The organism is Pseudomonas sp. 1D4 (assembly GCF_001728925.1).
In the GTDB taxonomy this organism is placed as follows: Bacteria; Pseudomonadota; Gammaproteobacteria; order Pseudomonadales; family Pseudomonadaceae; genus Metapseudomonas; species Metapseudomonas otitidis.
Window position 1 is genome coordinate 25300 of the sequence record NZ_LXJQ01000010.1, and the last position, 23756, is coordinate 49055.

Below are 23756 nucleotides of genomic sequence, written 5' to 3' on the forward strand. Positions count from 1 at the left end.
TCAGCCCTCTTTCTTCTCAGGCAGGTTGCCGCTTTCCTTGAGGGCCTTGGTGACCTCCGGCGGCATGTACTTCTCGTCGTGCTTGGCCAGCACCTCGTCAGCCACCAGCACGCCCTGTGCGTCCAGCTTGCCCAGGGCGACGATGCCCTGCCCTTCGCGGAACAGGTCGGGGAGGATGCCGTGATAGCGGATGGTGACGCTCTTGGCGAAGTCGGTGACCACGAACTCCACGTCGAGGGAGTCGCCGGTGCGCTTGACGGAGCCTTCGGCCACCATGCCGCCGGCGCGGATGCGGGTGTCCTGGGGGGCTTCGCCGTTGGCGATCTGGGTGGGGGTGTAGAACAGGTTGATGTTCTGCTGCAACGCCGACAACGCCAGCGCCACGGCGATCCCCACCCCGGCGAGGATGGCCAGGATGATGAACAGGCGCTTCTTGCGGATCGGATTCACTTGCCTTCCTCCCGGCGCAGACGGCGCGCCTCTTCTTTCAGGTAGCGACGCCGGGCTGCGACCGGCAGCGCGACATTGAGCGCCAGGACCAGCAGGCTGATGCCGTAGGCGCTCCAGACGTAGAGGCCGTGGTGGCCCATGGCGAGGAACTCGCCGAACGATGCAAAACTCACGATGCCTTCTCCACCAGGGCCTTCACCTCGTTGCGCACCCAGGAGGCGCGAGCCTCGCGACGCAGGACTTCGAGGCGCATGCGCATCAGCACCACGGCGCCGAAGAAGCAGTAGAAGCCCAGCACCATCAGCAGCAGCGGCACCCACATCTCGGCGGGCATGGCCGGCTTCTCGGTGACGGTGAAGGTGGCCGGCTGGTGCAGGGTGTTCCACCACTCCACGGAGTACTTGATGATCGGGATGTTGATCACCCCGACGATGGCCAGCACCGCGCAGGCCTTGGCGGCGCTGTCACGATTGCTGATGGCCTGGCCCAGCGCAATCACACCGAAGTACAGGAACAGGAGGATGAGCATCGACGTCAGTCGGGCATCCCACACCCACCAGGCGCCCCAGGTGGGTTTGCCCCAGATGGCGCCGGTGAGCAGGGCGATGAAGGTCATCCAGGCGCCCACCGGCGCGGCGGCCTGCAGGGCAACGTCGGCCAGCTTCATCTTCCAGACCAGCCCGACCACGCCGCACACGGCGAGCATGACGTAGCAGGACTGGGCCAGGAAGGCGGCCGGTACATGGATGTAGATGATCCGGAAGCTGTTGCCCTGCTGGTAGTCCGGCGGCGCGAAGGCCAGGCCCCAGATGGTGCCGACGGTAAGCAGCAAGCCGGCACCGATGGCGAACCAGGGGAGCCAGCGACCGCTGATCTCGTAGAACCATTTCGGCGAACCCAGCTTGTGGAACCAGGTCCAGTTCATCGGGCCCACCTGCTGGGCACGGCGGCCTGTGCGGACATCGGCAGTTCTCTCATCAAGGCAACTCTTGTTCGTTATTCGCCGACGCTGATGGTCAGGCCAGCGGCTATGGCAAAGGGAGTCAGGGTCACCGCCAGGGCGGTGAGGCAGCCCAGCCACAACAGGTGGCCGACAGCCGGCAATCCTTGCAGGGCCGCTTGCAGGGCCCCGCTGCCGAGAATCAGCACGGGGATGTAAAGCGGCAGTATCAGCAGCGCGAGAAGCAGGCCACCACGCTTGAGACCAACGGTCAGCGCGGCGCCCACCGCCCCCAGCAGGCTCAACACCGGCGTACCCAGCAGCAGGGAGCCGAGCAGCACCGGCAGGCAGCGGGCGGGCAGGCCCAGCATCAGCGCCAGCAGCGGCGCCAGCAGGACCAGCGCCAATCCGGAGAAGAGCCAGTGTGCCAGCACCTTGGCCAGGACCAGAAGCGGCAGGGGGTGCGGCGAAACGACCCACTGTTCCAGCGAGCCGTCCTCGAAATCACTGCGAAAAAGCCCGTCCAGCGAGAGCAGGACGGCCAGCAGGGCCGCTACCCAGACCAGCCCCGGTGAAAGGGTTTGCAACAATTGGCTCTCGGGACCGACCGCCAGGGGGAACAGGGCAATCACGATGGCGAAGAACACCAGGGGGTTGGCCAGCTCGGCAGGGCGACGGAACAGCAGGCGCGCTTCGCGGGCCATGACCAGGGTGAAGACCGATCTCATGCCGCACGTCGTCCCAGATCCAGTTCACGGTAGCCCGCCGGCAGTTGGGTAGGGCTGTGGTGGGTGGTGAACACCACCAGGCCGCCACGCTCGCAGTGCCCGGCCAGGTGTGCCTCGAGTTGGGCGACGCCCTGCTTGTCGAGGGCGGTATAGGGTTCGTCAAGAATCCACAGCGGCGGCGGATCGAGGTAGAGCCGTGCCAGGGCGACGCGGCGCTGCTGACCGGCAGAGAGGGTGTGACTGGGAACGTCCTCGAAACCGCGCAACCCGACGGCGGCCAGCGCCTCCCAGATCGCCTCGCGCTCGGCGCTCTGGTGCAGGGCGCAGAGCCAGGTCAGGTTCTCTTCCGGGGTAAGCAGGCCCTTGATGCCGGCGGCATGGCCGATCCACAGCAGCTCGCGGGCCAGTTCGGCACGTTGCTGGCCAAGGGCGACGCCCTTCAGCAGGATCTCACCGGAGGTGGGTTGCATCAGGCCGCAGAGCAGGCGCAGCAGGCTGGTCTTGCCGCTGCCGTTGGGTCCGCTGATCTGCAGCATTTCCCCGGGTTCGAGCGCCAGGTCCAGCCCTTCGAAGAGCATCCGCCAATCACGCTCGCAGGCGAGATGGAGGGTCTGGAGGTAGGGACTGGTCACGTCAGCGGATACCCTGCGGGGAACTCAAGTGATGGGGTCGCCGGCCGCTATACTGGAAACGCGCTCCACCGCCAGCCCGGACGGGGCGGCATTATACATGTCATCCCCAGCCCCGAAGGGGGCTTTTTCAACAGGTTGTAACCCTTTGATGACCGAGATCAGCACTTCGCGCCCCGTCGCTTCTGCGCCCACCACCAATCGTGCGGCGCAGACCGTGGCGGATGCCGCGCTGAAGCTGCTGCAGCCTGCAAACGGCCTGCTGGCGGCCGGCGACAGCGCCGAGGCCGAGGTGGTCAGCGTCAAGGAAACCGCGCAGAACAGTTTCCAGGTGATGCTGCGCTTGAGCCTGGGCAGCGGCCAGCAGGCAACACTGGAGGCCACCAGCACGCGCCCCCTGAGCCAGGGTTCACTGGTGAACGTCACGGCCCTTTCGGACAGCCGTCTGATGGTGGCCGTGCAGCCGCCCGGCGCCCTGCCGCTGAACAGCCTGGACCTGGAGCAGGTGCCGGTCGGGACGCTGATCCAGGGCAAGGTGGTCGCCAGTGAGCAGCTCGCCGAGGCGAAGGCGACCGTCTATCGCACCCTGATCAACCTGATCAACACGCCGCTGGCAGGCCGCCAAATGGCTGTCGACAGCCCGCAACCGCTGCCGATCGGCAGCCTGCTCAGTGCCCAGGTCCAGGGCGACCAGTCTCTGCGCTTCATTCCACTGAGCAATCGCCTGGACCAGTTGGTCCTCAGCCAGCAGTTGAACAGCCAGGTGTCGCGCCAGGGCTCTCTGGAGGGTTTGTTCGGCGCCCTCGCCGAACTCGATCCGAACCTTCCGCCGAACCTGCGCAATGCCGTGGAGCGACTGCTGGGCTCGCTGCCAGACCCTGCTCAACTGAGCGACGCCAAGCAGCTCGCAAAGGCCATGGAGAACAGCGGTGCACTGCTGGAGGCGCGCCTGCTGGCCGGTCATGGCGTCGCAACCGGTCAGGACCTGAAGGGCAATCTGCTGCGCCTGATCGCCCAGTTGTTGCCCGATCTACCCAACGCACCTGCGGCGCTACCCACCGCAGGCGCCAGCAACGCCATGGCACAGGCCCTGCCGGCCTTCATCCGCAGCGCACTCGGCTCCCTCGGTCAGGCCAGCTCGCGCCTGCAGGCACTGAGTTTCCCCCTCCCCTCCCGCCTGGCTCAGGCCGCAGAGGAGGAAGGGGACCTGGAAACCCTGCTGAAGCTGGCGGCAGCAGCGGTCTCGCGCCTGCAGACCCACCAGCTCTCCAGCCTGGCGCAATCGCAGATGACCCCGGATGGAAACCTGCTTACCACCTGGCAATTGGAGCTGCCGATGCGCAACCAGCAGGAAATCGTCCCGCTGCAGATCAAGATCCAGCAGGAGGAGCGCCAGGCCCAGCAGCGCCGCAAGGACGAGCAGAAGGAAAACCTCTGGCGTATCGAACTGGCGTTCGACATCGCCCCTCTGGGCCCGCTGCAGGTCCAGGCGCAGTTGCTGCGCGGCGCTATCTCCAGCCAGCTATGGGCAGAGCGAGCCGCCACGGCGCGGTTCATCGACAGTGAACTGGGCAATCTGCGGGAGCGGCTGGTAGCCGCGGGCCTGGAAGTGGGTGAACTGGCCTGCCAGCAAGGCACTCCACCACAAGGCCCACGCACAACCCTGCAGCAACGCTGGGTGGATGAGACGGCATGAAACAGACCGAACGCCGCCAGGCGATTGCCCTGTCCTATGACGGGGTCAGCGCACCGAACCTGACCGCCAAGGGTGACGACGAGCTGGCCGAGGCGATCCTCGCCATCGCCCGCGAGTACGAGGTGCCGATCTACGAGAACGCGGAGCTGGTCCGCCTGCTGGCGCGGATGGAACTGGGCGAGGCCATCCCCGAGGCGCTGTATCGCACGCTGGCCGAGATCATCGCCTTTGCGTGGTACCTGAAGGGCAAGTGCCCAGCGGGCTTCGCCCCCGACGCTACTCGGGACGTGACGCCCGACCTGCCATTACTGGAAGGCCCTAGGGGTTGAGCGCCAGCACCTCACCCTCCATGCCTTTGCCCTGGGGGAAATCCAGCAACTGCCAGGCGAAATAGCCGTCACGGAAGTAGAAGACCTGGCGATACCCCCACCTCACCGCCAACTGCGCCGCCAGCGCACTGCGCGGGCAGACGTCGCTGTCGCAGTAGATCACCAGCGGCACATGCCGCGGCCACTGGGGCATGGCCAGGCCGGCGAATCGGTCGGTCAGGTCCAGGTGCACAGCGCCGTGCACATGCCCCCAGCTCCACTCCCGGTCCGGCCGGACATCGATGAACAAGGCGCCGTAGTCGAACAAGCGTTTGGCCTGCAGCACATTGACGGTCGTGGCCCCGGCTACGTGCAGGGGCGCCTCTTCAGCCTGAGCCAACGGCAACAGGAACAAGAGCAACAGGGGAGCCAGGCGCATGGGCAACTCCGCTCGGTGGGCCTGATTAGAGCCTAGTCCGGGAGGGAATGCCGACTTGGAGTGATTGGTTAGATGGCAGGCGGGGCTTAGAACCGGGCGCGCGTCAGCTCTGGGCCTGCTTGCGTGCCAACTGGAGCTTGCTGACCAGCTCCGCCTCGGCCTTGCTGAGCCCACAGGAATGGGTGAGGTCGTCGACGCTCGCCCCCATGCCTGCCAGACGCGCGGCCTGGGTGAACGAGATACTGCTGGGGTCGCGCTGCTCGATCTGGCTGACCTTGTCGGGCAACGGCGCCACCACCCGGCGCAGCTCGTGCAACTCCTCCCCCATGCGGATACTGCCGCTGAGGTAGGCGTCGAGACGACGAGCCAGTTCCTTCAGCCGCTGGTCTCGAGCCGCCTCGCGCTTGGCCTGTTCCTCGGCGAGCTCCAGCTGCTGCCGGCGCAATCGCACGCAGGCGAAGGCGAGCGCCGCACAGGCGACCGCCAGGACCAGCAGCGCGATCTCGATCAGCACGTCAGATGCTCTCCAGCTCCGACCACTCTTCTTCGCTCATCATCTTGTCCAGCTCGACCAGAATCAGCAGCTCGCCGTTCTTGTTGCAGACGCCCTGGATGAACTTGGCCGACTCTTCGTTGCCCACGTTGGGCGCGGTCTCGACCTCGGACTGACGCAGATAGACCACTTCGGCGACGCTGTCGACGAGAATGCCCACCACCTGCTTGTCCGCCTCGATGATGACGATGCGGGTGTTGTCGGTGACCGGCGCGGAATCCAGGCCGAAGCGCTGGCGGGTATCGATCACCGTCACCACGTTGCCACGCAGGTTGATGATGCCCAGAACGTAGCTGGGAGCCCCCGGCACCGGCGCGATCTCGGTGTAGCGCAGGACTTCCTGCACCTGCATCACGTTGATGCCGTAGGTTTCATTGTCCAGGCGGAAAGTCACCCACTGCAGGATGGGATCTTCGGAACCTTGCCCTGACGATTTCTTCATGTTCCCTAGCCTCTTCTTGTACCGCGCGGGGCGGCGAATGCGGGTTGACCGCCTTGTTGCGAATCCGGCGCCCCGGCGTGCAGGGCCTGCCTTTTCATTGTTCAGTTAAGCGACATGTTCTTGACAGCGCCACTGGCAATCAATTCGGCCAGCGCGGCGACGTCCAGCAGCGCACACATGTGCTCGATCACCGTGCCGGCCAACCAGGGACGCTGACTGCGCTGGCTGCGCCACTTGATCTCGTTCGGGTCCAGGCGGATGGAACGGCTCACCTGGTGCACGGCAAGGCCCCATTCGTAGCCCTGGACGGAAATAACGTACTGCAGCCCCTCGCGGAAATCATCGCGGTAACGGTCCGGCATTACCCATCGTGCCGTATCCAGCACCTTCAGGTTGCCTGCCTGGCACGGCAGGATACCGAGGAACCATTCTGGCTGGCCAAACAGGGGCGTCAGCTCCTGGCCGGTAAGCGGGTAGATGGAGCCCAGGCAAACCAGGGGTACAGCCAGGGTCAGCCCGGCAACGTCGAACAGCAGGCATTCAAAGGGCTCTTCGGCCCATTGAGGGCGCCCCTCAAAGCTGGGTGGCGAGGGTTCACGGGGCTCGTGGCTTGCGACCTGCAACTGGGCAACCGGCTCCACCAGTGCGGGCTCCAGCTCTGGCTCCGGGATCGCCGGCACCAGCACGGGCTCAGCGATCACCGGCGCAAGCTGTCGCACCGGGTGCTCCTCCAACTGGACCGCCACAGGGGCAGCGCGCACCACGCGCGGAGCCGCCTCCTGCGCCGCGACCAGCACCGGGCGCGCCTGGTTCAGCCGTGCATCGCGCACCTGCTCCTCGAGCACGGCCGCCTCGAACTCCTCCAGGCTCACGCTGTCGGCAAGTTCGATGGCCGCTTCCTGCAGGAGTGAGTCCAGGTAGGACTGCAACGCCAGTTGCGGTCGGGTGGTGGTGGCGAGGGTACGGCTCATGGGTGGGACCTGCGACGTTGGGCTCGACAGTCTATCGGCACTGGGCGTGCCGGACTTGAGGGCACCTGTAGCTCAGCATAGACGCTCATCTCAGGCGACCTGTGCGGCGAGCTGCTGACTCAGCAGGTGCTTGAGCAGCGCACGATAGGCAATCACGCCCCGGCTGTTGCCGTCGTACTGCGACGGGGTCACACCGGCACGACTGGCATCCCGCAGGCGGGTGTCCACGGGGATATAGGCCGGCCAGAGGTGCTCTGGGTAGGTATTGCGCAGCACACGCAGAGTATTCAGGGACGCCTGGGTGCGACGGTCGAACAGGGTCGGCACGATGGTGTAAGGCAGCGCCTGCTTGCGCGAGCGGTTGACCATGTTGAGGGTGCTGACCATGCGCTCCAGGCCCTTAACCGCCAGGAACTCGGTCTGCACAGGGATGACCAGTTGCTGGCTGGCGGCCAGCGCGTTGACCATCAACACGCCCAGCAGCGGTGGACTGTCGATGATCGCGTGGTCGAAGTCCTGCCACAGCTGCGCCAGGCTCTTGGCGATCACCAGCCCGAGCCCATTCTGCCCGGGCGACTGGCGCTCCAGGGTGGCCAGGGCGGTGCTGGAAGGCAGCAGCGACATGCGCTCGTGGCTGGTCTGCAGCAGCAGTTGCCGGGGAAGCCCTTCCGGCACGCCCCCCTGGTGGAGGAACAGGTCGAAGGAGCTGTGCTCCAGGGTATCGGGGTCGTGGCCGAAATAGCTGGTCATGGAACCGTGGGGATCGAGGTCCACGACCACGACGCGCTTGCCGGCGTCGGCCAGCAAGCCTGCCAGTGCGATGGAGGTGGTGGTCTTGCCGACACCACCCTTCTGATTGGCTACCGCCCAAACTCTCATGCTCTTCGTCCTCCCGGCGAAACCACAGCCTTGCCGAGGATCATTGTCCACCCGCTGGCGCGGGCGACGGGGAATTGACGGCCCCCGCTGCGGAGGGCCCCGGTGCAGGCGCTGGTGCAGTTTGCGTGCCAGCACGCCGCAATGCGTCGTCCGCCTTGGCTTTGCCCGCCCCTACCCCACTCACCGCTCGCCGCACGTCGAGGTTTCGCGAAACAACCAATACCACACGGCGGTTGCGTGCGCGCCCTTCCGCCGTCGAGTTGTCCGCCACCGGCTGGAATTCGCCGTACCCCACCGCGGCGAGGCGCGCCGGATTGACCCCATCCATGGAGAGCATCCTCACGATGCTGGATGCACGGGAGGCGGAAAGCTCCCAGTTGGAAGGATAGGCGGCGGTGCTGATGGGCAGGTTATCGGTGAAGCCTTCGACGTGCACGGGGTTTTCGTAGGGGGCGAGGATCTTCGCCACCTTCTCGATGATGGTGAACGCCTCGTTGGTGGGAATGGCATCGCCACTGGGGAACAGCAGGCTGGAGTTCAACTCGATCTCCACCCAGAGCTCGTTGCCGCGAACCGTCATCTGTTCGTTGGAAATCAGGTCGCCAAACGCTGCCTGCATGCTTTCGGTGATGCTTTGCAGGGGGTCGGCCTGGGCATCGCCAGGCCCGCCCTGCTCTGCAGACGTCAGCTCTGCCTCGGTGGTACGAGGCCGCTCTTCACCGATCGGGATCGGCTTGATGGAGCGTTCCGGCTGATTGAATACGCCGGTCAGGGTATCCGAGAGAATCTTGTACTTGCCCTCGTTGATCGAGGAGATCGAGTACATGACCACGAAGAACGCGAACAGCAGCGTAATGAAATCAGCGTATGAAACGAGCCAACGCTCGTGGTTCTCATGCTCTTCGTGCTGACGCCTGCGAGCCATGCCATACCTCCATCAATCCACGAAGCCTTGCAGCTTCAATTCGATGGAGCGGGGGTTCTCACCCTCGCCGATGGAGAGGATACCCTCCAGCAGCATTTCCCGATAACGCGACTGGCGCATGGCGATGGCCTTCAGCTTGCTGCTCACTGGCAACAGGAGCAGGTTGGCGAAACTCACACCGTAGATGGTGGCAACAAAGGCAACCGCAATGCCGCCCCCTAACTGACTGGGATCGGCCAGGTTGCCCATGACGTGGATCAGCCCCATCACCGCACCGATGATGCCGATGGTGGGGGCATAGCCACCCATGCTCTCGAACACCTTGGCAGCCTGCAGATCGCGGGCTTCCTGGGTGTAGAGATCCACTTCGAGAATGCTGCGGATGGACTCCGGCTCAGCGCCGTCGACCAAAAGCTGCAAACCCTTGCGGGCATAGGGGTCTGGCTCAGCGTCGGCAATGGGCTCCAGGCCCAGAAGCCCTTCCTTGCGTGCAGCCATGCTCCAACCCACCACACTGCTGATGCCACCGTTAAGGTCGATTCTGGGCGGGAAGATGATCCAGCGGAGGATCGCCATAGCCCGCTTGAGCACATTCATGGGCGTCTGGAGCAAAGCGGCACCCACAGTACCGCCGATGACGATCAGGGCAGCCGGGCCATTCAGAAGGGCACCGGCATGCCCTCCTTCGAGGTAATTGCCTCCAACGATGGCGACCAGTGCAAGGATGATCCCTACGATGCTCAACGCATCCATTTACCGCACTACTCCCATCACAGGCACGCTTCGGCGATGTGCCTGCCAATGTCATCGAGACCGTAGACCGCGTCCGCCAAGTTGGCCTTCACGATCGCCATCGGCATGCCGTAGATCACGCAACTGGCCTCATCCTGCGCCCACACCTGGCTACCGCTCTGCTTGAGCAGGCGTGCGCCTTCGCGCCCATCGGCGCCCATGCCAGTCAGCACCACGGCCAAAACCTTGTCGTTGAAGGCCTTGGCAGCAGAGCCGAAGGTGATGTCCACGCAGGGCTTGTAGTTGAGGCGCTCATCGCCGGGGAGAATACGCACGGTGCCGCGCGGGTCCACCATCATCTGCTTGCCGCCCGGTGCCAGCAAGGCAAGACCAGGGCGAAGCTGGTCACCGTCCTCGGCTTCCTTGACGGAAATTCGGCAGAGCTTGTCCAGGCGCTCGGCGAATGCCTTGGTGAACGCCGCCGGCATATGCTGGATCAGCACCAACGGCGCCGGAAAATTGGCGGGCAACTGGGTCAACACACGCTGCAGCGCGACGGGACCACCCGTCGAGGTACCAATGGCCACCAGACGATAGGACTTGCGCTTGGGCGCAGGCCCGCTGCTGGAGCTCGCGCTGGAAGAGGAAGTCGGCGCTGGGGCGGGCGCAGCCGCTGGACGAGACAGGCTCGACGGCCCGGAACTGCTGGGAGTCGGCGCGGCAGGCGGCGGGGTGTAGCTGCTATAGCGGCGGTTGCTCCGCGCGATGCTGTGCACCTTCTCGCAGAGCAGTTGCTTGACCTTCTCCGGATTGCGGGAGATGTCCTCGAAGTTCTTCGGCAGGAAGTCGACCGCGCCGGCATCCAGCGCATCGAGGGTTACCCGGGCGCCTTCGTGAGTCAGGGAGGAGAACATCAGGACCGGAGTCGGGCAGCGCTGCATGATGTGTCGCACGGCGGTGATGCCGTCCATCATGGGCATTTCATAATCCATGGTGATGACGTCGGGCTTGAGCGCCAACGCCTGGTCGATGGCCTCCCGACCGTTCGTGGCGGTCCCTACTACCTGAATGTTGGTGTCGGCGGACAGAATCTCCGAAACGCGACGACGGAAGAAGCCGGAGTCATCAACCACCAGAACCTTGACTGCCATAAACACTCCTAACAGGCGGCCCCCAACGGGCCGCCTAAACGATCAACCGCGGCGCGCGTAGCGCTTGAGCATGCTCGGTACGTCGAGGATGAGGGCGATTCGTCCATCGCCGGTAATGGTGGCACCGGACATGCCGGGCGTCCCCTGCAACATCTTGCCAAGCGGCTTGATCACCACCTCTTCCTGGCCGACCAATTGGTCCACCACGAAGCCGATGCGCTGGGTCCCCACGGAAAGGATCACCACATGTCCTTCGCCCTGCTCCTCGTATGAAGCACCACGAACCAGCCAGCGCTTGAGGTAGAACAGCGGCAGGGCCTTGTCGCGGACGATCACCACTTCCTGGCCATCCACGACATTGGTGCGGGACAGGTCGAGGTGGAAGATCTCGTTGACGTTGACCAGCGGGAAGGCGAAGGCCTGATTGCCCAGCATCACCATCAGCGTAGGCATGATTGCCAGGGTCAGTGGCACCTTGATGACGATCTTGGAGCCTTGCCCTTTCTGCGAGAACACGTTAACCGTGCCGTTGAGCTGGGAAATCTTGGTCTTCACCACGTCCATGCCGACACCACGGCCGGATACGTCGGAGATCTCGGTCTTGGTCGAGAAGCCCGGAGCGAAGATCAGGTTGTAGCACTCCAGTTCGGTCAGGCGGTCGGCAGCATCCTTGTCCAGCAGGCCCTTCTCGACGGCTTTGGCACGAAGGATGTTCGCGTCCATGCCCTTGCCGTCGTCGGTAATCATCAGGAGGATGTGGTCACCTTCCTGCTCGGCGGACAACACGACACGACCGGTACGCGCCTTGCCGGCGGCCTCGCGCTCCTCGGGCGTTTCGATGCCATGGTCCACGGCGTTGCGCACCAGGTGGACCAACGGGTCGGCGAGCGCCTCGACGAGGTTCTTGTCGAGGTCGGTTTCTTCACCCACCAGTTCGAGGTTGATCTCTTTCTTCAGGTTGCGAGCCAGATCACGAACAAGACGCGGGAAACGCCCGAAGACCTTCTTGATGGGCTGCATGCGGGTCTTCATGACCGCTGTTTGCAGGTCAGCGGTCACCACGTCGAGGTTCGACACGGCCTTGGCCATGGTCTCGTCACCACTGTTGGCACCGAGGCGCACCAGGCGGTTACGCACCAGTACCAGCTCGCCCACCATGTTCATGATCTCGTCGAGGCGAGCGGTGTCCACCCGTACGGTGGTCTCGGCCTCGCTGGCTGCGGCAGGCGCAGCCTTGTCCCCGGTAGCCGCCGGCGCAACAGGACGGGCAGCTGCAACGGCGGGTTTGGCAGGTTCGGGCTTGGCTGCGGGCTTGGCCGGCTCGGGTGCTTTCGCAGTCGCTGCGGCCGCAGGCTTGGCAGCTGCAGCAGCGGGCTTGGCAGGCGCTGCAGGCTTGTTGGCCGGAGCAGGCGAAGCGGCTGGCGCTTCTGCAACGAACTTGCCCTTGCCATGAAGCTGATCCAGCAAAGCCTCGAACTCGTCATCGGTGATGTTGTCACCACCCGGTGCGGCCGGTGCCGATGCCTCAGGCTCGGGCACTGCGACAGCCGGTGCTACGGCCTCCACAGCAGGCGCGACAAACTTGCCCTTGCCATGAAGCTGGTCCAGCAGGGCCTCGAATTCGTCATCGGTGATGTCGTCCCCGCCTGTCGGAGCAGAGGGTGGGGCAACCGGCTCGGGAGCCTTGGACGCACTGGCAGTCGGTTCAGCATCCCCGACGAACTTGCCCTTGCCGTGGAGCTGATCCAGAAGAGCCTCGAACTCGTCATCGGTGATGTCATCCGACGAGGCGACTCCGCCATTGGCAGCAGCTTCGGCAGCCGAACCGGCAGGCTCGTCCAGTGCCGTCAACAGTTGCTCGAACTCGCTATCGGTAATGTCACCCGATGCCTGAACGACAGGTGCTTCCGCTTCTGGCTCGGGTTCGGGTTCGGGTTCGGGTTCGAAGGCCTCGGCAACCGGCTCAGGCTCAGGCTCAGGCTCGGGCGCTTCAGCTCCTGCGGGCTCGGCCAGACGAGACAATGCCGCCAGCAGTTCAGGCGTGGCGGGCGTCGGCTCGGAGCGCTCGCGCACCTGGCTGAACATCTCGTTAACGGTATCCAGCGCCTGGAGCACCACATCCATCAGCTCGGCATCGACTCGACGCGCACCCTTGCGGAGGATGTCGAACACGTTTTCGGCGATGTGGCAGCATTCCACAAGGGCGTTTAGCTGGAGGAAACCAGCTCCGCCCTTGACCGTGTGGAAACCCCGGAAAATGGCATTGAGCAGATCCATATCGTCCGGGCGGCTCTCCAGCTCAACGAGCTGTTCGGACAATTGCTCCAGTATTTCGCCGGCCTCTACCAGGAAGTCCTGGAGGATTTCTTCATCGGCGTCGAAGCTCATTAGGCGGCTCCCCTAGAAACCAAGGCTGGATAACAGATCATCGACGTCGACCTGGTCGGCCACGACGTCATCACGCTTATCGGCATTGATCTGCGGACCTTCACCCCTAGATGGATCTTTTAGTTTTTCTTTCTCGACAGCCATTGCTTCGCGGTCATGCTGGATGCCTGCGAAACGGTCCACGTCACTGGCCATCAGCACCAGTTTCACCAGATTGTGCTCAACTTCGGTCACCAACTGCGTGACACGCTTGATCACTTGCCCGGTCAGGTCCTGATAGTCCTGTGCCAGCAGGATGTCGTTCATATGGGAGGATAGCTGCTCGGTATCGCGCTGGCTGCGCGCCAGGAACGATTCGATGCGCTTGGCAAGCTCCCGGAACGCATCCGCTCCGATCTCACGCCGCATGAAACGACCCCACTCCTCGGAAAGACTCTGAGCTTCATCGCCCAGGCCGTTGAGCAGCGGTGCACTCTCCTCCACCAGATCCATGGTGCGGTTGGCCGCCTTCTCCGTCATGTGCACGACGTAGGAGAGGCGATCCGTCGCATCCGCGATCTGGGACATTTCCTTGGCGTGCGGCAGGTGCGGATCGATCTGGAAGTTGACGATCGCGTTGTGCAGCTCGCGGGTGAGCTTGCCGACTTCCTGGTACAAGCCGCGATCGCGGACCTTGTTCAGTTCGTGGATCAGTTGCACCGCATCGCCGAAGTTGCCCCGTTCAAGGGTTTCCACCAGCTCGCGTGCATGATTTTTCAGGGTCGACTCGAGGTCTCCCGACTGGGAATCTTTATCCATGGCGTCCTCGCGACTGGCATCAGCCGTTGACCCGCTCGAAGATCTTTTCAATCTTCTCTTTGAGCACCTGGGCCGTGAACGGCTTGACCACGTACCCGTTCACGCCGGCCTGGGCGGCTTCGATGATCTGATCGCGCTTGGCCTCGGCGGTCACCATCAGCACCGGCAGATGCTTCAGGCGCTCGTCGGCACGCACGGCACGCAGCAGGTCGATGCCGGTCATGCCGGGCATGTTCCAGTCGGTAACCAGAAAATCGAAGTTACCGCTATGCAGCATCGGCAAGGCGGTCGTGCCGTCGTCGGCCTCTGCGGTGTTGGTGAAGCCCAAATCACGCAGGAGGTTCTTGATGATGCGTCTCATCGTAGAGAAATCGTCCACGATGAGGATTTTCATGTTCTTGTCCAAATCGACCTCCGTACAGTCCTGAACGCCCCCGGGTCACGGGGGCGTCGTTAAATCGAAAAACCGGTGTGCTTCAGGCACGCCACTCACCCAGCCGGGCCCGCAAACGCGCGGCGCACTGGCTGTGCAACTGACTGACTCGGGATTCACTGACTCCCAGCACTTCACCGATTTCCTTCAAATTCAGCTCTTCGTCGTAATACAGCGCCAGCACCAGGCGCTCTCGTTCCGGCAGATTGGCGATGGCATCGGCCAGCGCCGCCTGGAAGCGCTCGTCTTCCAGGTCATTCGAAGGTTCGAGATGGGTGACTCCGGTGTCTTCGTGCGCCGTGCCATGCTCCCCGCCTTCCAGAAGGTCGTCGAAGCTGAACAGCCGGCTGCCCAAAGTGTCGCTCAGGATGCCGTAGTAATCTTCGAGACTCAATCCAAGTTCGGCCGCAACCTCCTGATCTTTAGCGTCACGTCCGGTTCTTGCCTCGACTTTGCGGATGGCGTCGCTGACCATCCGGGTGTTGCGGTGGACCGAGCGCGGCGCCCAGTCACCCTTGCGGACCTCATCCAGCATCGCACCGCGGATACGGATGCCGGCGTAGGTCTCGAAACTTGCGCCTTTGCTGGAGTCATACTTCTTCGACGCTTCCAGCAGGCCGATCATCCCTGCCTGCATGAGGTCTTCAACCTGCACGTTCGCCGGTAGGCGCGCCAGCAGGTGGTAGGCAATCCGCTTGACCAGAGGCGCGTAGCGCTCGATCAGCTGGTGCTGGGAGTCCCCAGCCTGAGCCTTGTTGTACATGCGAAGTCCACTTGCGGGTGGTGTCATACGGTCGAATCCGCGATGGGTTGCTGCACCAGTCGCTCGACGAAGAACTCAAGATGGCCGCGTGGATTCGCCGGTAACGGCCAACTGTCGACCTTCTGAGCAATCGCCTTGAAAGCAAGGGCACATTTCGAACGCGGAAACGCTTCGTAAACCGCTCGCTGCTTCTGCACCGCCTTGCGCACGGACTCGTCGTAGGGCACGGCACCGACGTACTGCAGGGCAACATCGAGGAAACGATCGGTCACCTTGGTCAGCTTAGCAAAGAGGTTGCGACCTTCCTGCGGGCTGTGGGCCATATTGGCCAGCACCCGGAAACGGCTCATGCCGAAGTCGCGATTGAGCAGCTTGATCAGCGCGTAGGCGTCGGTGATGGACGTGGGCTCGTCGCAAACGACCACGATCACTTCCTGCGCTGCACGAACGAAGCTGACCACCGCATCGCCGATGCCGGCGGCGGTATCGATCACCAGCACGTCCAGGTTGTCGCTGATCTCGCTGAAAGCCTGAATCAGGCCGGCGTGCTGCATGGGCGAGAGCTGGACCATGCTTTGCGTACCGGACGCCGCCGGCACGATGCGGACCCCCCCCGGCCCCTGCAGCAGCACGTCACGCAGATCGCACTCGCCTGCGATCACGTCCGCCAGGGTACGCTTCGGCGTCAGCCCGAGCAGCACATCGACGTTGGCCAGGCCGAGGTCGGCGTCCAGCAGCATCACGCGGCGCCCCAGGTCGGCCAGCGCCAGCGAGAGGTTCACGGACACGTTGGTCTTGCCGACACCGCCCTTGCCACCGGTTACAGCAATCACCTGTACGGGATGCAAACTACCCATTTATCACACACCTTGTTCACGTCGACTGGGCCACTTGGCGCATTCACGCCACCCGTCCCGGGCGGCTTCGGGTTTCTATCCAACCTGGCGAGTAGGCGCCTGGTACAAACCTGCGAACAGGTCGGCCATGGCTTCCTCGCTGGGGTCCTCCGGCGCCTGAAGGCTCACTGCACGGCTCACCAGTTGGTGGCTGCGCGGAAGCTGGAGGTCATCCGGAATCCGAGGCCCATCAGCGAGATAGGCTACCGGCAGATGCTGGCCGATAGCCAGTCCCAACACTTCGCCCAGGCTCGCGGCTTCATCGAGCTTGGTCAGGATGCAGCCCGAAAGGCCACACCGCTTGTAACTATGGTAGGCCGCTTTCAGCACCTGGCTTTGACTGGTTGCAGCCAAAACGAGGAAATTGCGCGCTTTCACGCTGCGACTGGCCAATGTCTCGAGCTGCATTTTAAGCGCCGGATCGTTCGCCGGCAGCCCCGCCGTATCAATCAACACCACTCGTTTGCGTTCAAGGGGGGCGAGGGCCTGGGTCAGCGACTGGCCCGGATCGACGTGAGTGACGGACACACCGAGGATGCGACCCAGGGTCTTCAACTGTTCCTGGGCACCGATCCGGTAGCTGTCCATGCTCACGAGAGCAATCTGCTGGGCACCGTACTTAAGCACATAGCGGGCGGCCAGTTTGGCCAGGGTGGTGGTCTTGCCCATGCCGGCAGGGCCGACCAAGGCGATCACGCCGCCCTCTTCCAACGGTTCCTCGACAGGGGTGCGGATGGCGTGGGCCAGATGAGCCAGCACCATGCGCCAGGCCTGGCGCGGATCCTTGACGCTGCTGACGCGCTCCAGCAACGCGCGGGACAGTTCGACCGGCAGCCCCATCCGCTGCAGGCGGCGCCACAGGTTGGCCTGCTGCGGGCGGCGGTTCTGCATCTGGCTCCAGGCGATGGAGCCGAGCTGGACTTCGATCAGCTCGCGCAGCCCGTTGAGTTCGAAACGCATGGCATCCAGCGCGCGCTGGTCGGCCACTGGCGCAGCAGCCGGGGTGACCGGAACGGCTGCGACGGCTGCCGGTGCCACGGCAGGACGAGTCGGACGCATGGCGGCCTCAAGGGCCTCGGGTGAGGGCTCGGAGCGATCCGGGACCAGTTGCCGGTTGCGCCCCGAATCCGCGCGAGCGGCACGATTGGACAGCTCGGCATGGGCCTCGGCAATGCGTGCCTGAGTGCGGCGCAGCTCCGCTTCCAGGGCCGGGTTCGGCTTGCTGGGGGCCGGTGCAGGCATGGGGTAGTCGAGCGCAGCCGTGATCTCGACACCACCGGCCACGCGCCGGGTACCGATGATGGAAGCATCGGCGCCCAGTTCGTCCCGCACCAGTTTCATGGCCTGGCGCATATCCGCAGCGAAGAAGCGTTTGACCTGCATGGCCTGTGACCTCGGTTAGTTCTGCCCCACAGTCGCAACTATGGTGACCTGCTTGTTGTCCGGTATTTCCTGGTAGGCCAGTACGCTCATGGTGGGTACAGCCAGCCGGGCGAAGCGCGACATCATGGATCGGATCGGGCCTGCCACCAGGAGGATCGCCGGCTTGCCGAGCATCTCCTGGCGCTGCGCCGCGTCCACCAGGGAACGTTGCAGCTTCTCGGCCATGCCCGGTTCGAGGAGGATGCCATCCTCCGCGCCCTGACCGGCCTTCTGCATACTGTTCAGCAAAATCTGTTCCAACCTGGGCTCCAGGGTGATCACAGGCAGCTCCGGCTCTAGTCCCACAATGCCTTGGACGATTGCGCGAGAAAGTGCGACGCGAACCGCTGCCACCATAGCGGCGGGATCTTGACTCTTCGGCGCCACGTTCGCGATGGCTTCGGCAATGGTGCGGATGTCGCGTACCGGCACCTGTTCCTGCAGCAGGTTCTGCAGCACCTTGAGCAGCGTCGACAGGGATACCAGGCCCGGCACCAGCTCCTCAGCCAGCTTCGGCGAGCTCTTGGCCAGCAGTTGCATGAGCTGCTGGACCTCTTCGTGCCCCAGCAGCTCGTGGGCATGCTTGTGCAGGATCTGGTTGAGGTGGGTGGCCACCACCGTGCTCGCATCCACTACCGTGTAACCCAGGGATTGCGCCTGGTCGCGCTGGCTGGCATCGATCCAGACGGCCTCCAGGCCAAACGCCGGATCCTTGGCGGCAATGCCGTTGAGCGTGCCGAATACCTGGCCAGGATTGATCGCCAACTCGCGATCCGGGTAGACCTCCGCTTCCGCCACGCTCACGCCCATCAGCGTCAGCCGATAGGCGTTGGGCAGCAGGTCGAGGTTGTCGCGGATGTGCACCGACGGCATGAGGAAGCCCATCTCCTGGGAGAGCTTCTTGCGCACACCCTTGATCCGCGCCAGCAACTGGCCGCCCTGGTTGCGGTCCACCAGCGGGATCAGCCGGTAGCCAACCTCCAGCCCCACCATGTCCACCGGGGTGACGTCGTCCCAACCCAGCTCCTTGGTTTCCTGAGGACGCTGGGCCGGCAGCAGCTCCTGCTGACGCTGAACCTCCTGGGCCGCCGCTTCCTGGGCCTTTTTCGACTTGTGCCAGATCCACCAGGCACCGCCGGCACAAATCGCCCCCAGACCGATGAACGAGACATGCGGCATACCCGGCACCAAGCCCATCGCAACAAGGATGGCTGCGGAAACGGCCAGCGCCTTGGGCGAGGTGAACATCTGGCGATTGACCTGCTGGCCCATGTCTTCGGAGCTGGACACGCGGGTCACCATGATCGCCGCAGCAGTAGAGAGCAGCAGCGAGGGGATCTGCGCCACCAGGCCGTCACCGATGGTCAGCAGCGAGTAGATGCGCCCGGCCTCGCCGAAGGTCAGCCCATGCTGGACGATACCGATGGCCATTCCGCCGATGAGGTTGATGAACAGGATCAGCAGCCCGGCAATGGCGTCGCCACGCACGAACTTGCTGGCACCGTCCATGGAGCCGTAGAAATCCGCCTCCTGAGACACCTCGGCACGGCGCTTCTTGGCCTCGTTCTGGTCGATCAGGCCGGCGTTGAGGTCAGCGTCGATGGCCATCTGCTTGCCCGGCATCGCGTCCAGGGTGAAGCGCGCGCTCACTTCGGAGATGCGCCCGGCACCCTTGGTGACCACCACGAAGTTGATGATCATCAAGATCGCGAAGATCACCGCACCAACCACGTAGTTGCCGCCGATCACCACCTCACCGAAGGCCTGGATCACCTTGCCCGCCGCGTCATGCCCCTCCTGACCGTGCAGCAGCACCACACGACTGGAGGCCACGTTGAGCGCCAGGCGCAACAAGGTGGCAACCAGCAGGATGGTGGGGAAGACCGCGAAGTCCAGCGGGCGCAGCGCATAGACACTGACCAGCAGGACGACGATGGACAGCGCGATGTTGAACGTGAAGAACACGTCCAGCAGGAAGGGCGGCACCGGCAGGGTCATCATCCCCAGCATCACCAGCACCAGCAGCGGCACCCCCAGGTTGCCCCGGGAGAGGCTGGCGACGTTGCCGCGCAGGTTGCCCATCAGTTGCGTGCGATCCACATCGAGGTCCTCGAGCACTGGCGGGCAAGCCTGCCCAGCCATTCAAAATCTTGACGCGCGAAGCCGCGCACAAGCACTGGTGCAAGAACCCTTCCAACTTCGTGAAACCCTGGCAGAACAGCGCGTTATGACGACGCGGACAGGTTCGCGACCTATTCGTCGCGCCGCAGATCGGCAGGGATGGGGGGCTCGGACAGCGGCGGCGGTCGCTTGGCCTTGCCGGCCCGGAACTGCTTGAGCTGGTAGACGTATGCCAGTACCTGGGCAACCGCCAGGTAGAGACCTGCCGGAATCTCGTGGTCCAGCTCGGTGGAATAGAACACCGCCCGAGCCAGCGCCGGCGATTCCAGGACGGTGACCTTGTGCTCCTGGGCGATCTCGCGAATCTTCAGCGCGGTGAAATCGTTGCCCTTGGCCAGCAATACCGGCGCGGTGCCCTTGGCGGGGTCGTACTTGAGCGCCACGGCGAAGTGGGTCGGGTTGGTGATGACCACGTCGGCCTGGGGCACAGCCGCCATCATGCGGCGCTCGGCCATCTCCCGCTGCATGCGGCGGATGCGCGCCTTTACCTCGGGCTTACCCTCGGAGTCCTTGTATTCGTCGCGGACCTCCTGCTTGGTCATCATCAGCTTCTGCTTGTTGTCCCAGAGCTGGAAAGGCACGTCGATCCCAGCGATGAGGATCAACCCGCAGGCCAGCCAGACCGCACTCCAGCCCACCACGTAAACGCTGTGCAGGATGGCCTGGTCCAGCGGCTCATGGGCGATTGCCAGCAGATCGTCGGCATCGGCAGAGAGCACCATGAGCGCCACTATCAGCACCAGCGCGAACTTGCCCAGGGCCTTGAGCAACTCCACCAGCGCGTGAGTGGAAAACATGCGCTTGAGACCGGACAACGGGTTCATCCGGCTGAACTTGGGCGCCATCGCCTCCAGGGAGAACAGCCAGCCCCCAAGTGCCGTCGGTGCTGCGAGGGAGATGATCAGCAGAGTCACCATCAGCGGCATCGTCGCTGAGAGCGCCATCTGCCCGGCATGCAAGAGGAACATGCCCATGCTGCGCTCGTCCAGCAACACCTCGCGGGAGAAGTCGAAGCTGCTGCGCATCATCTTCATCATCATGTCCGCCAGCCCCCCACCGGTGGCCAGCAGCCCCCCTGCCCCACCCAGGGTAATGGCCAGGGTGTTCAGCTCCCGGGATCGAGCGATCTGCCCCTTCTCGCGTGCCTCCTGCTGGCGTTTCGCTGTGGGTTCTTCGCTCTTGTCCGCCCCGCTCTCACTCTCCGCCATGGCGCACCTCGGCAGCAGGCCCGGTTGACCGACCGGGACGGGTAGTGGGTTGAGGGAGCATCAGCGCGCCCTCACCAGCTCGCGCAGCAGTTGCAGTGCGTCGGTAGCCAGCACCTGGTACTGGGACAGGATGTCGGCCATGCCGATCCAGATGATCACCAGGCCCATGGCCACAGTGAGCGGGAAACCGATGGAGAAGATGTTCAACTGCGGCGCGGCGCGGGTCATCACGCCGAAGGCGATGTTCACCACCAGCAGCGCCGTGATCGCCGGCAATGCCAGCAGAAGGCCAGCCCCCAGCACCCAGCCCAACCGCGTGGCCAGCTCCCAGAAGTGTGCGGTCATCAGCCCCCCACCCACCGGCAGGGTCACGAAGCTCTCGGCCAGCACCTCGAATACCACCAGATGGCCGTTCATGGCCAGGAACAGCAGCGTCACCAGCATGGTGAAGAACTGGCCGATGACCGGCACCGACACCCCGTTGGTGGGGTCGACCATGGAAGCAAAGCCCAGCCCCATCTGTACCGCCAGGATCTGGCCGGCCACCACGAAGGCGTGGAAGAACAACTGCAGGGCAAAGCCCATCACAGCCCCGATCAGTACTTGCTCCAGTACCAACAGGAAGGCCCGCAGGCTTATGGCATCCAACTCGGGCATCGGCGGCAGGTTGGGTGCCAGCACCACGGTGATGGCGAGGGCGAGGTAGAGCCGCACGCGATTCGGCACCAACTGGGTCCCGAACAGCGGCATGGTCATCAACAAGGAAGCGATGCGGAACAGCGGCAGCACCAGGCTGGCGACCCAGCCACCGATCTGTGAGGAGGTAAGCTCCAGCATCTCAGCCGATCAGCATGGGGATGTTGTGGTAGAGCGTGGTGATGTACTCCATCAGCTCACGGGTCAGCCAAGGGCCGGCCACCATCAACGTCAACAGCATCACCAGCAGGCGCGGCAGGAAGCTCAGAGTCTGTTCGTTGATCTGGGTCGCGGCCTGGAACATCGCCACGATCAGGCCCACCACCAGGCTCGGCACCACCAGGATTCCGACGATGACGCAGGTCAGCCACAGCGCCTCGCGGAACAGGTCGACGGCAATCTCGGGTGTCATCGCTAGACGCCTCCGAAGCTTCCGGCCAGGGTGCCGATGATCAGCGCCCAGCCATCCACCAGCACGAACAGCATGATCTTGAACGGCAACGAGATGATCAGCGGCGAGAGCATCATCATGCCCATCGCCATCAACACGCTCGCCACCACCAGGTCGATGATCAGGAACGGAATGAAGATCATGAAGCCGATCTGGAACGCGGTCTTCAGCTCGGACGTGACGAAAGCCGGCACCAGAATGGTCAACGGCGTGGCGTCGGCGCTGGGGATGTCGGTGCGCTTGGACAGCCGCACGAACAGCTCCAGGTCACTGGAGCGGGTTTGCGCCAGCATGAAGTTCTTCACCGGTACTTCGGCCCGCTTGATCGCCTCTTGGGCCGGCAGTTGCCCATTCAGGTAAGGCTGCAAGGCATCGCGGTTCACCTGATCGAACACCGGCGCCATGATGAACATCGTCAGGAACAGCGCCATCCCCGTGAGGATCTGGTTCGACGGGGTCTGCTGCAGACCCAGCGCCTGGCGAAGGATGGAGAAGACGATGATGATCCGGGTGAAGCTGGTCATCAGCATGACGAACGCCGGAATGAAACTCAGCGCCGTCATGATCAGCAGGATCTGCAGGCTGACCGAGTACTCCTGCTGACCCTGGGCGTCGGTGGTCAGGGTGATGGCAGAGACCGACAACGGGTCGTCGGCGCCCAGCGCAAAGGGGGCTGCCACCGCCAGCAGCAGGGCGAGGAGGATGCGCCAGAAGGCCATCAGTGCTTGTCCTTGTCCTTGCCCAACAACTCCATCAAGCGCTGGGCGAATTCGGGCTGGGCAGGTTGCGAGTCAGGCAGATGCACCGGCTCCTTGAGCACATGGAGCGGGGTGATACGGCCCGGCGTGAGCCCGAGCAGAACCTGCTCGTTGCCTACCTGGACCAGCACCAGCCGATCCCGCGGGCTGAGGGCCTGGCTGGCGATCAGGCGGATCGCCCGGTTACTGCCGCGCGGCCCCATCTGCTGCACCCGGCGCAACAACCAGGCGAGCAGGAAGATCACGCCCACTACCAGCAGCAAGCCCAGAGTGAGCTGGCCGAGCTGAGCGGCCACACCGCTGCCGCCGGTCACCGCAGACGCGACCGTGGCACTGGCCGCAGCAGGCACCTGGACGACCGCTGCCGGCTCGGCGGCCAAAGCGACCGTCGGCGCGAAGATGAGAGCGAGCAGTAGGCGGCCCATGGTCAGCGCAGTTTCTTGATGCGTTCGCTGGGGCTGATCACGTCGGTCAGGCGGATGCCGAACTTCTCGTTCACCACCACCACCTCGCCGTGAGCGATCAGGGTGCCGTTGACCAGCACGTCCAGCGGCTCACCGGCCAGACGGTCCAGCTCGATCACCGAGCCCTGGTTCAACTGCAGCAGGTTGCGGATGGTGATGTCGGTATTGCCCACTTCCATGGAGATGGATACGGGAATATCGAGGATCACATCCAGGTTCGGGCCATCCAGGCTCACCGGCGCGTTGGAACGCGGCACGCTGCCGAACTCCTCCATGGGCGCACGGGGGTTGGCAGCAGGGGCCTCCGGGGCGGCGCCCTGGTTCATCAGTGCGTCGATATCGTCCTGGCCGGGGCTTTCGCCGGCCTCCTCCAGCGCGGCTGCCCACTCGTCGGCAAGCGCCTGTTCCTCGGGCGTGGTGTTTTCTTCTTCGTCTGCCATCTCGACCTCTTGGGC

General features: G+C 64.0%; 28 protein-coding genes. 2 read left to right on the plus strand and 26 right to left on the minus strand.

The annotated features are described in order from the left end of the window. From ccmE to ccmA, 5 genes are all read right to left on the minus strand, one after another. Entirely contained in the window at nt 1–450 is a 450-nt protein-coding gene (gene ccmE, locus A7D27_RS07510) for a cytochrome c maturation protein CcmE (RefSeq protein ID WP_069564518.1), read from the minus strand. Further along, nucleotides 447–623: a heme exporter protein CcmD gene (ccmD, locus tag A7D27_RS07515; protein WP_044408038.1), complete on the minus strand. Its 177-nt coding sequence runs from the start codon at nt 621–623 to the stop codon at nt 447–449. Before ccmD ends, ccmE begins: the two co-directional genes overlap by 4 nt. After that, nucleotides 620–1375, minus strand: a complete 756-nt coding sequence (locus tag A7D27_RS07520) for a heme ABC transporter permease (RefSeq protein WP_069560394.1) — start codon at nt 1373–1375, stop codon at nt 620–622. Before A7D27_RS07520 ends, ccmD begins: the two co-directional genes overlap by 4 nt. A gap of 71 nt (nt 1376–1446) precedes the next feature. Then, complete coding sequence (ccmB, locus tag A7D27_RS07525; RefSeq protein WP_044408044.1) at nt 1447–2118, minus strand: heme exporter protein CcmB; 672 nt, start codon at nt 2116–2118, stop codon at nt 1447–1449. After that, on the minus strand, nt 2115–2750 hold the full coding sequence (ccmA, locus tag A7D27_RS07530; RefSeq protein WP_069560393.1) for a cytochrome c biogenesis heme-transporting ATPase CcmA: 636 nt from the start codon (nt 2748–2750) through the stop codon (nt 2115–2117). Before ccmA ends, ccmB begins: the two co-directional genes overlap by 4 nt. 148 nt (nt 2751–2898) lie before the next feature. Here ccmA and A7D27_RS07535 point away from each other — a divergent pair, with 148 nt between their 5' ends. Then, nucleotides 2899–4443: a flagellar hook-length control protein FliK gene (locus tag A7D27_RS07535; protein ID WP_069560392.1), complete on the plus strand. Its 1545-nt coding sequence runs from the start codon at nt 2899–2901 to the stop codon at nt 4441–4443. Further along, nucleotides 4440–4772: an EscU/YscU/HrcU family type III secretion system export apparatus switch protein gene (locus A7D27_RS07540; protein ID WP_069560391.1), complete on the plus strand. Its 333-nt coding sequence runs from the start codon at nt 4440–4442 to the stop codon at nt 4770–4772. Before A7D27_RS07535 ends, A7D27_RS07540 begins: the two co-directional genes overlap by 4 nt. On the opposite strand, the gene A7D27_RS07545 is transcribed toward A7D27_RS07540, so the two are convergent. The 21 genes from A7D27_RS07545 to fliN form a co-directional block, all read right to left on the minus strand. Then, the gene (locus tag A7D27_RS07545; protein ID WP_069560390.1) at nt 4762–5190 is read right to left on the minus strand and encodes a rhodanese-like domain-containing protein; all 429 of its coding nucleotides are present in this window, start codon (nt 5188–5190) and stop codon (nt 4762–4764) included. The two genes, A7D27_RS07540 and A7D27_RS07545, sit on opposite strands and share 11 nt — an antisense overlap. 103 nt (nt 5191–5293) lie before the next feature. Further along, complete coding sequence (locus A7D27_RS07550) at nt 5294–5701, minus strand: DUF2802 domain-containing protein (protein ID WP_083265561.1); 408 nt, start codon at nt 5699–5701, stop codon at nt 5294–5296. A 4-nt stretch (nt 5702–5705) separates the two neighbouring features. After that, nucleotides 5706–6185, minus strand: coding sequence for a chemotaxis protein CheW (locus A7D27_RS07555; RefSeq protein ID WP_044408061.1), 480 nt, complete (start codon nt 6183–6185; stop codon nt 5706–5708). A 101-nt stretch (nt 6186–6286) separates the two neighbouring features. Beyond that, nucleotides 6287–7156 (minus strand): CheW domain-containing protein, encoded by an 870-nt coding sequence (locus tag A7D27_RS07560; RefSeq protein WP_069564519.1) that lies wholly within the window; start codon nt 7154–7156, stop codon nt 6287–6289. 90 nt (nt 7157–7246) lie between these two features. Further along, nucleotides 7247–8035 (minus strand): ParA family protein, encoded by a 789-nt coding sequence (locus A7D27_RS07565; RefSeq protein WP_069560387.1) that lies wholly within the window; start codon nt 8033–8035, stop codon nt 7247–7249. A gap of 40 nt (nt 8036–8075) precedes the next feature. Next, entirely contained in the window at nt 8076–8960 is an 885-nt protein-coding gene (motD, locus tag A7D27_RS07570) for a flagellar motor protein MotD (RefSeq protein WP_069564520.1), read from the minus strand. 12 nt (nt 8961–8972) lie between these two features. Continuing rightward, nucleotides 8973–9713 (minus strand): flagellar motor protein, encoded by a 741-nt coding sequence (locus A7D27_RS07575; RefSeq protein WP_069560385.1) that lies wholly within the window; start codon nt 9711–9713, stop codon nt 8973–8975. Between the two features lie 17 nt (nt 9714–9730). After that, nucleotides 9731–10843 carry a chemotaxis response regulator protein-glutamate methylesterase gene (locus A7D27_RS07580; RefSeq protein ID WP_069564521.1) on the minus strand — a complete coding sequence of 371 codons (1113 nt, stop codon included), beginning with the start codon at nt 10841–10843 and terminating at the stop codon, nt 9731–9733. Nucleotides 10844–10885: 42 nt separating this feature from the next. Beyond that, on the minus strand, nt 10886–13231 hold the full coding sequence (locus A7D27_RS07585; RefSeq protein WP_069564522.1) for a chemotaxis protein CheA: 2346 nt from the start codon (nt 13229–13231) through the stop codon (nt 10886–10888). A 12-nt stretch (nt 13232–13243) separates the two neighbouring features. Continuing rightward, on the minus strand, nt 13244–14029 hold the full coding sequence (locus tag A7D27_RS07590; RefSeq protein WP_069560382.1) for a protein phosphatase CheZ: 786 nt from the start codon (nt 14027–14029) through the stop codon (nt 13244–13246). A 19-nt stretch (nt 14030–14048) separates the two neighbouring features. After that, the gene (locus tag A7D27_RS07595) at nt 14049–14423 is read right to left on the minus strand and encodes a chemotaxis response regulator CheY (RefSeq protein WP_003083073.1); all 375 of its coding nucleotides are present in this window, start codon (nt 14421–14423) and stop codon (nt 14049–14051) included. An 82-nt stretch (nt 14424–14505) separates the two neighbouring features. Then, a complete protein-coding gene (gene fliA / locus A7D27_RS07600) occupies nt 14506–15252 on the minus strand; it encodes an RNA polymerase sigma factor FliA (protein ID WP_044408109.1) in 747 nt (248 codons plus the stop codon). Next, nucleotides 15249–16082, minus strand: coding sequence for a flagellar synthesis regulator FleN (gene fleN, locus A7D27_RS07605; protein WP_069560381.1), 834 nt, complete (start codon nt 16080–16082; stop codon nt 15249–15251). The genes fliA and fleN overlap by 4 nt, the downstream gene beginning before the upstream one ends. 75 nt (nt 16083–16157) lie before the next feature. Then, entirely contained in the window at nt 16158–17504 is a 1347-nt protein-coding gene (gene flhF / locus A7D27_RS07610; protein WP_069564523.1) for a flagellar biosynthesis protein FlhF, read from the minus strand. Between the two features lie 15 nt (nt 17505–17519). Continuing rightward, nucleotides 17520–19643, minus strand: coding sequence for a flagellar biosynthesis protein FlhA (gene flhA / locus A7D27_RS07615; RefSeq protein WP_069560420.1), 2124 nt, complete (start codon nt 19641–19643; stop codon nt 17520–17522). Between the two features lie 152 nt (nt 19644–19795). Then, nucleotides 19796–20932, minus strand: coding sequence for a flagellar biosynthesis protein FlhB (gene flhB, locus A7D27_RS07620; RefSeq protein ID WP_069564524.1), 1137 nt, complete (start codon nt 20930–20932; stop codon nt 19796–19798). Between the two features lie 60 nt (nt 20933–20992). Next, nucleotides 20993–21769, minus strand: a complete 777-nt coding sequence (gene fliR, locus A7D27_RS07625; protein ID WP_069560378.1) for a flagellar biosynthetic protein FliR — start codon at nt 21767–21769, stop codon at nt 20993–20995. Between the two features lies 1 nt (nt 21770). Then, nucleotides 21771–22040: a flagellar biosynthesis protein FliQ gene (gene fliQ, locus A7D27_RS07630; protein WP_069560377.1), complete on the minus strand. Its 270-nt coding sequence runs from the start codon at nt 22038–22040 to the stop codon at nt 21771–21773. Between the two features lie 2 nt (nt 22041–22042). Beyond that, entirely contained in the window at nt 22043–22798 is a 756-nt protein-coding gene (gene fliP / locus A7D27_RS07635) for a flagellar type III secretion system pore protein FliP (protein ID WP_069560376.1), read from the minus strand. Continuing rightward, nucleotides 22798–23262 carry a flagellar biosynthetic protein FliO gene (gene fliO, locus A7D27_RS07640; RefSeq protein WP_069564525.1) on the minus strand — a complete coding sequence of 155 codons (465 nt, stop codon included), beginning with the start codon at nt 23260–23262 and terminating at the stop codon, nt 22798–22800. Before fliO ends, fliP begins: the two co-directional genes overlap by 1 nt. A gap of 2 nt (nt 23263–23264) precedes the next feature. Next, nucleotides 23265–23741, minus strand: coding sequence for a flagellar motor switch protein FliN (fliN, locus tag A7D27_RS07645; RefSeq protein ID WP_069560374.1), 477 nt, complete (start codon nt 23739–23741; stop codon nt 23265–23267). Nucleotides 23742–23756 lie beyond the last annotated feature (15 nt).

Coding starts and splice junctions, on each gene's coding strand:
- A7D27_RS07520 (WP_069560394.1), bottom strand. CDS start 1,375: ATGAACTGGACCTGGTTCCACAAGCTGGGTTCGCCGAAATGGTTCTAC.
- ccmB (WP_044408044.1), bottom strand. CDS start 2,118: ATGAGATCGGTCTTCACCCTGGTCATGGCCCGCGAAGCGCGCCTGCTG.
- A7D27_RS07535 (WP_069560392.1), top strand. CDS start 2,899: ATGACCGAGATCAGCACTTCGCGCCCCGTCGCTTCTGCGCCCACCACC.
- A7D27_RS07540 (WP_069560391.1), top strand. CDS start 4,440: ATGAAACAGACCGAACGCCGCCAGGCGATTGCCCTGTCCTATGACGGG.
- A7D27_RS07545 (WP_069560390.1), bottom strand. CDS start 5,190: ATGCGCCTGGCTCCCCTGTTGCTCTTGTTCCTGTTGCCGTTGGCTCAG.
- A7D27_RS07555 (WP_044408061.1), bottom strand. CDS start 6,185: ATGAAGAAATCGTCAGGGCAAGGTTCCGAAGATCCCATCCTGCAGTGG.
- A7D27_RS07560 (WP_069564519.1), bottom strand. CDS start 7,156: ATGAGCCGTACCCTCGCCACCACCACCCGACCGCAACTGGCGTTGCAG.
- A7D27_RS07565 (WP_069560387.1), bottom strand. CDS start 8,035: ATGAGAGTTTGGGCGGTAGCCAATCAGAAGGGTGGTGTCGGCAAGACC.
- motD (WP_069564520.1), bottom strand. CDS start 8,960: ATGGCTCGCAGGCGTCAGCACGAAGAGCATGAGAACCACGAGCGTTGG.
- A7D27_RS07575 (WP_069560385.1), bottom strand. CDS start 9,713: ATGGATGCGTTGAGCATCGTAGGGATCATCCTTGCACTGGTCGCCATC.
- A7D27_RS07580 (WP_069564521.1), bottom strand. CDS start 10,843: ATGGCAGTCAAGGTTCTGGTGGTTGATGACTCCGGCTTCTTCCGTCGT.
- A7D27_RS07585 (WP_069564522.1), bottom strand. CDS start 13,231: ATGAGCTTCGACGCCGATGAAGAAATCCTCCAGGACTTCCTGGTAGAG.
- A7D27_RS07590 (WP_069560382.1), bottom strand. CDS start 14,029: ATGGATAAAGATTCCCAGTCGGGAGACCTCGAGTCGACCCTGAAAAAT.
- A7D27_RS07595 (WP_003083073.1), bottom strand. CDS start 14,423: ATGAAAATCCTCATCGTGGACGATTTCTCTACGATGAGACGCATCATC.
- fliA (WP_044408109.1), bottom strand. CDS start 15,252: ATGACACCACCCGCAAGTGGACTTCGCATGTACAACAAGGCTCAGGCT.
- fleN (WP_069560381.1), bottom strand. CDS start 16,082: ATGGGTAGTTTGCATCCCGTACAGGTGATTGCTGTAACCGGTGGCAAG.
- flhF (WP_069564523.1), bottom strand. CDS start 17,504: ATGCAGGTCAAACGCTTCTTCGCTGCGGATATGCGCCAGGCCATGAAA.
- flhB (WP_069564524.1), bottom strand. CDS start 20,932: ATGGCGGAGAGTGAGAGCGGGGCGGACAAGAGCGAAGAACCCACAGCG.
- fliR (WP_069560378.1), bottom strand. CDS start 21,769: ATGCTGGAGCTTACCTCCTCACAGATCGGTGGCTGGGTCGCCAGCCTG.
- fliQ (WP_069560377.1), bottom strand. CDS start 22,040: ATGACACCCGAGATTGCCGTCGACCTGTTCCGCGAGGCGCTGTGGCTG.
- fliP (WP_069560376.1), bottom strand. CDS start 22,798: ATGGCCTTCTGGCGCATCCTCCTCGCCCTGCTGCTGGCGGTGGCAGCC.
- fliO (WP_069564525.1), bottom strand. CDS start 23,262: ATGGGCCGCCTACTGCTCGCTCTCATCTTCGCGCCGACGGTCGCTTTG.
- fliN (WP_069560374.1), bottom strand. CDS start 23,741: ATGGCAGACGAAGAAGAAAACACCACGCCCGAGGAACAGGCGCTTGCC.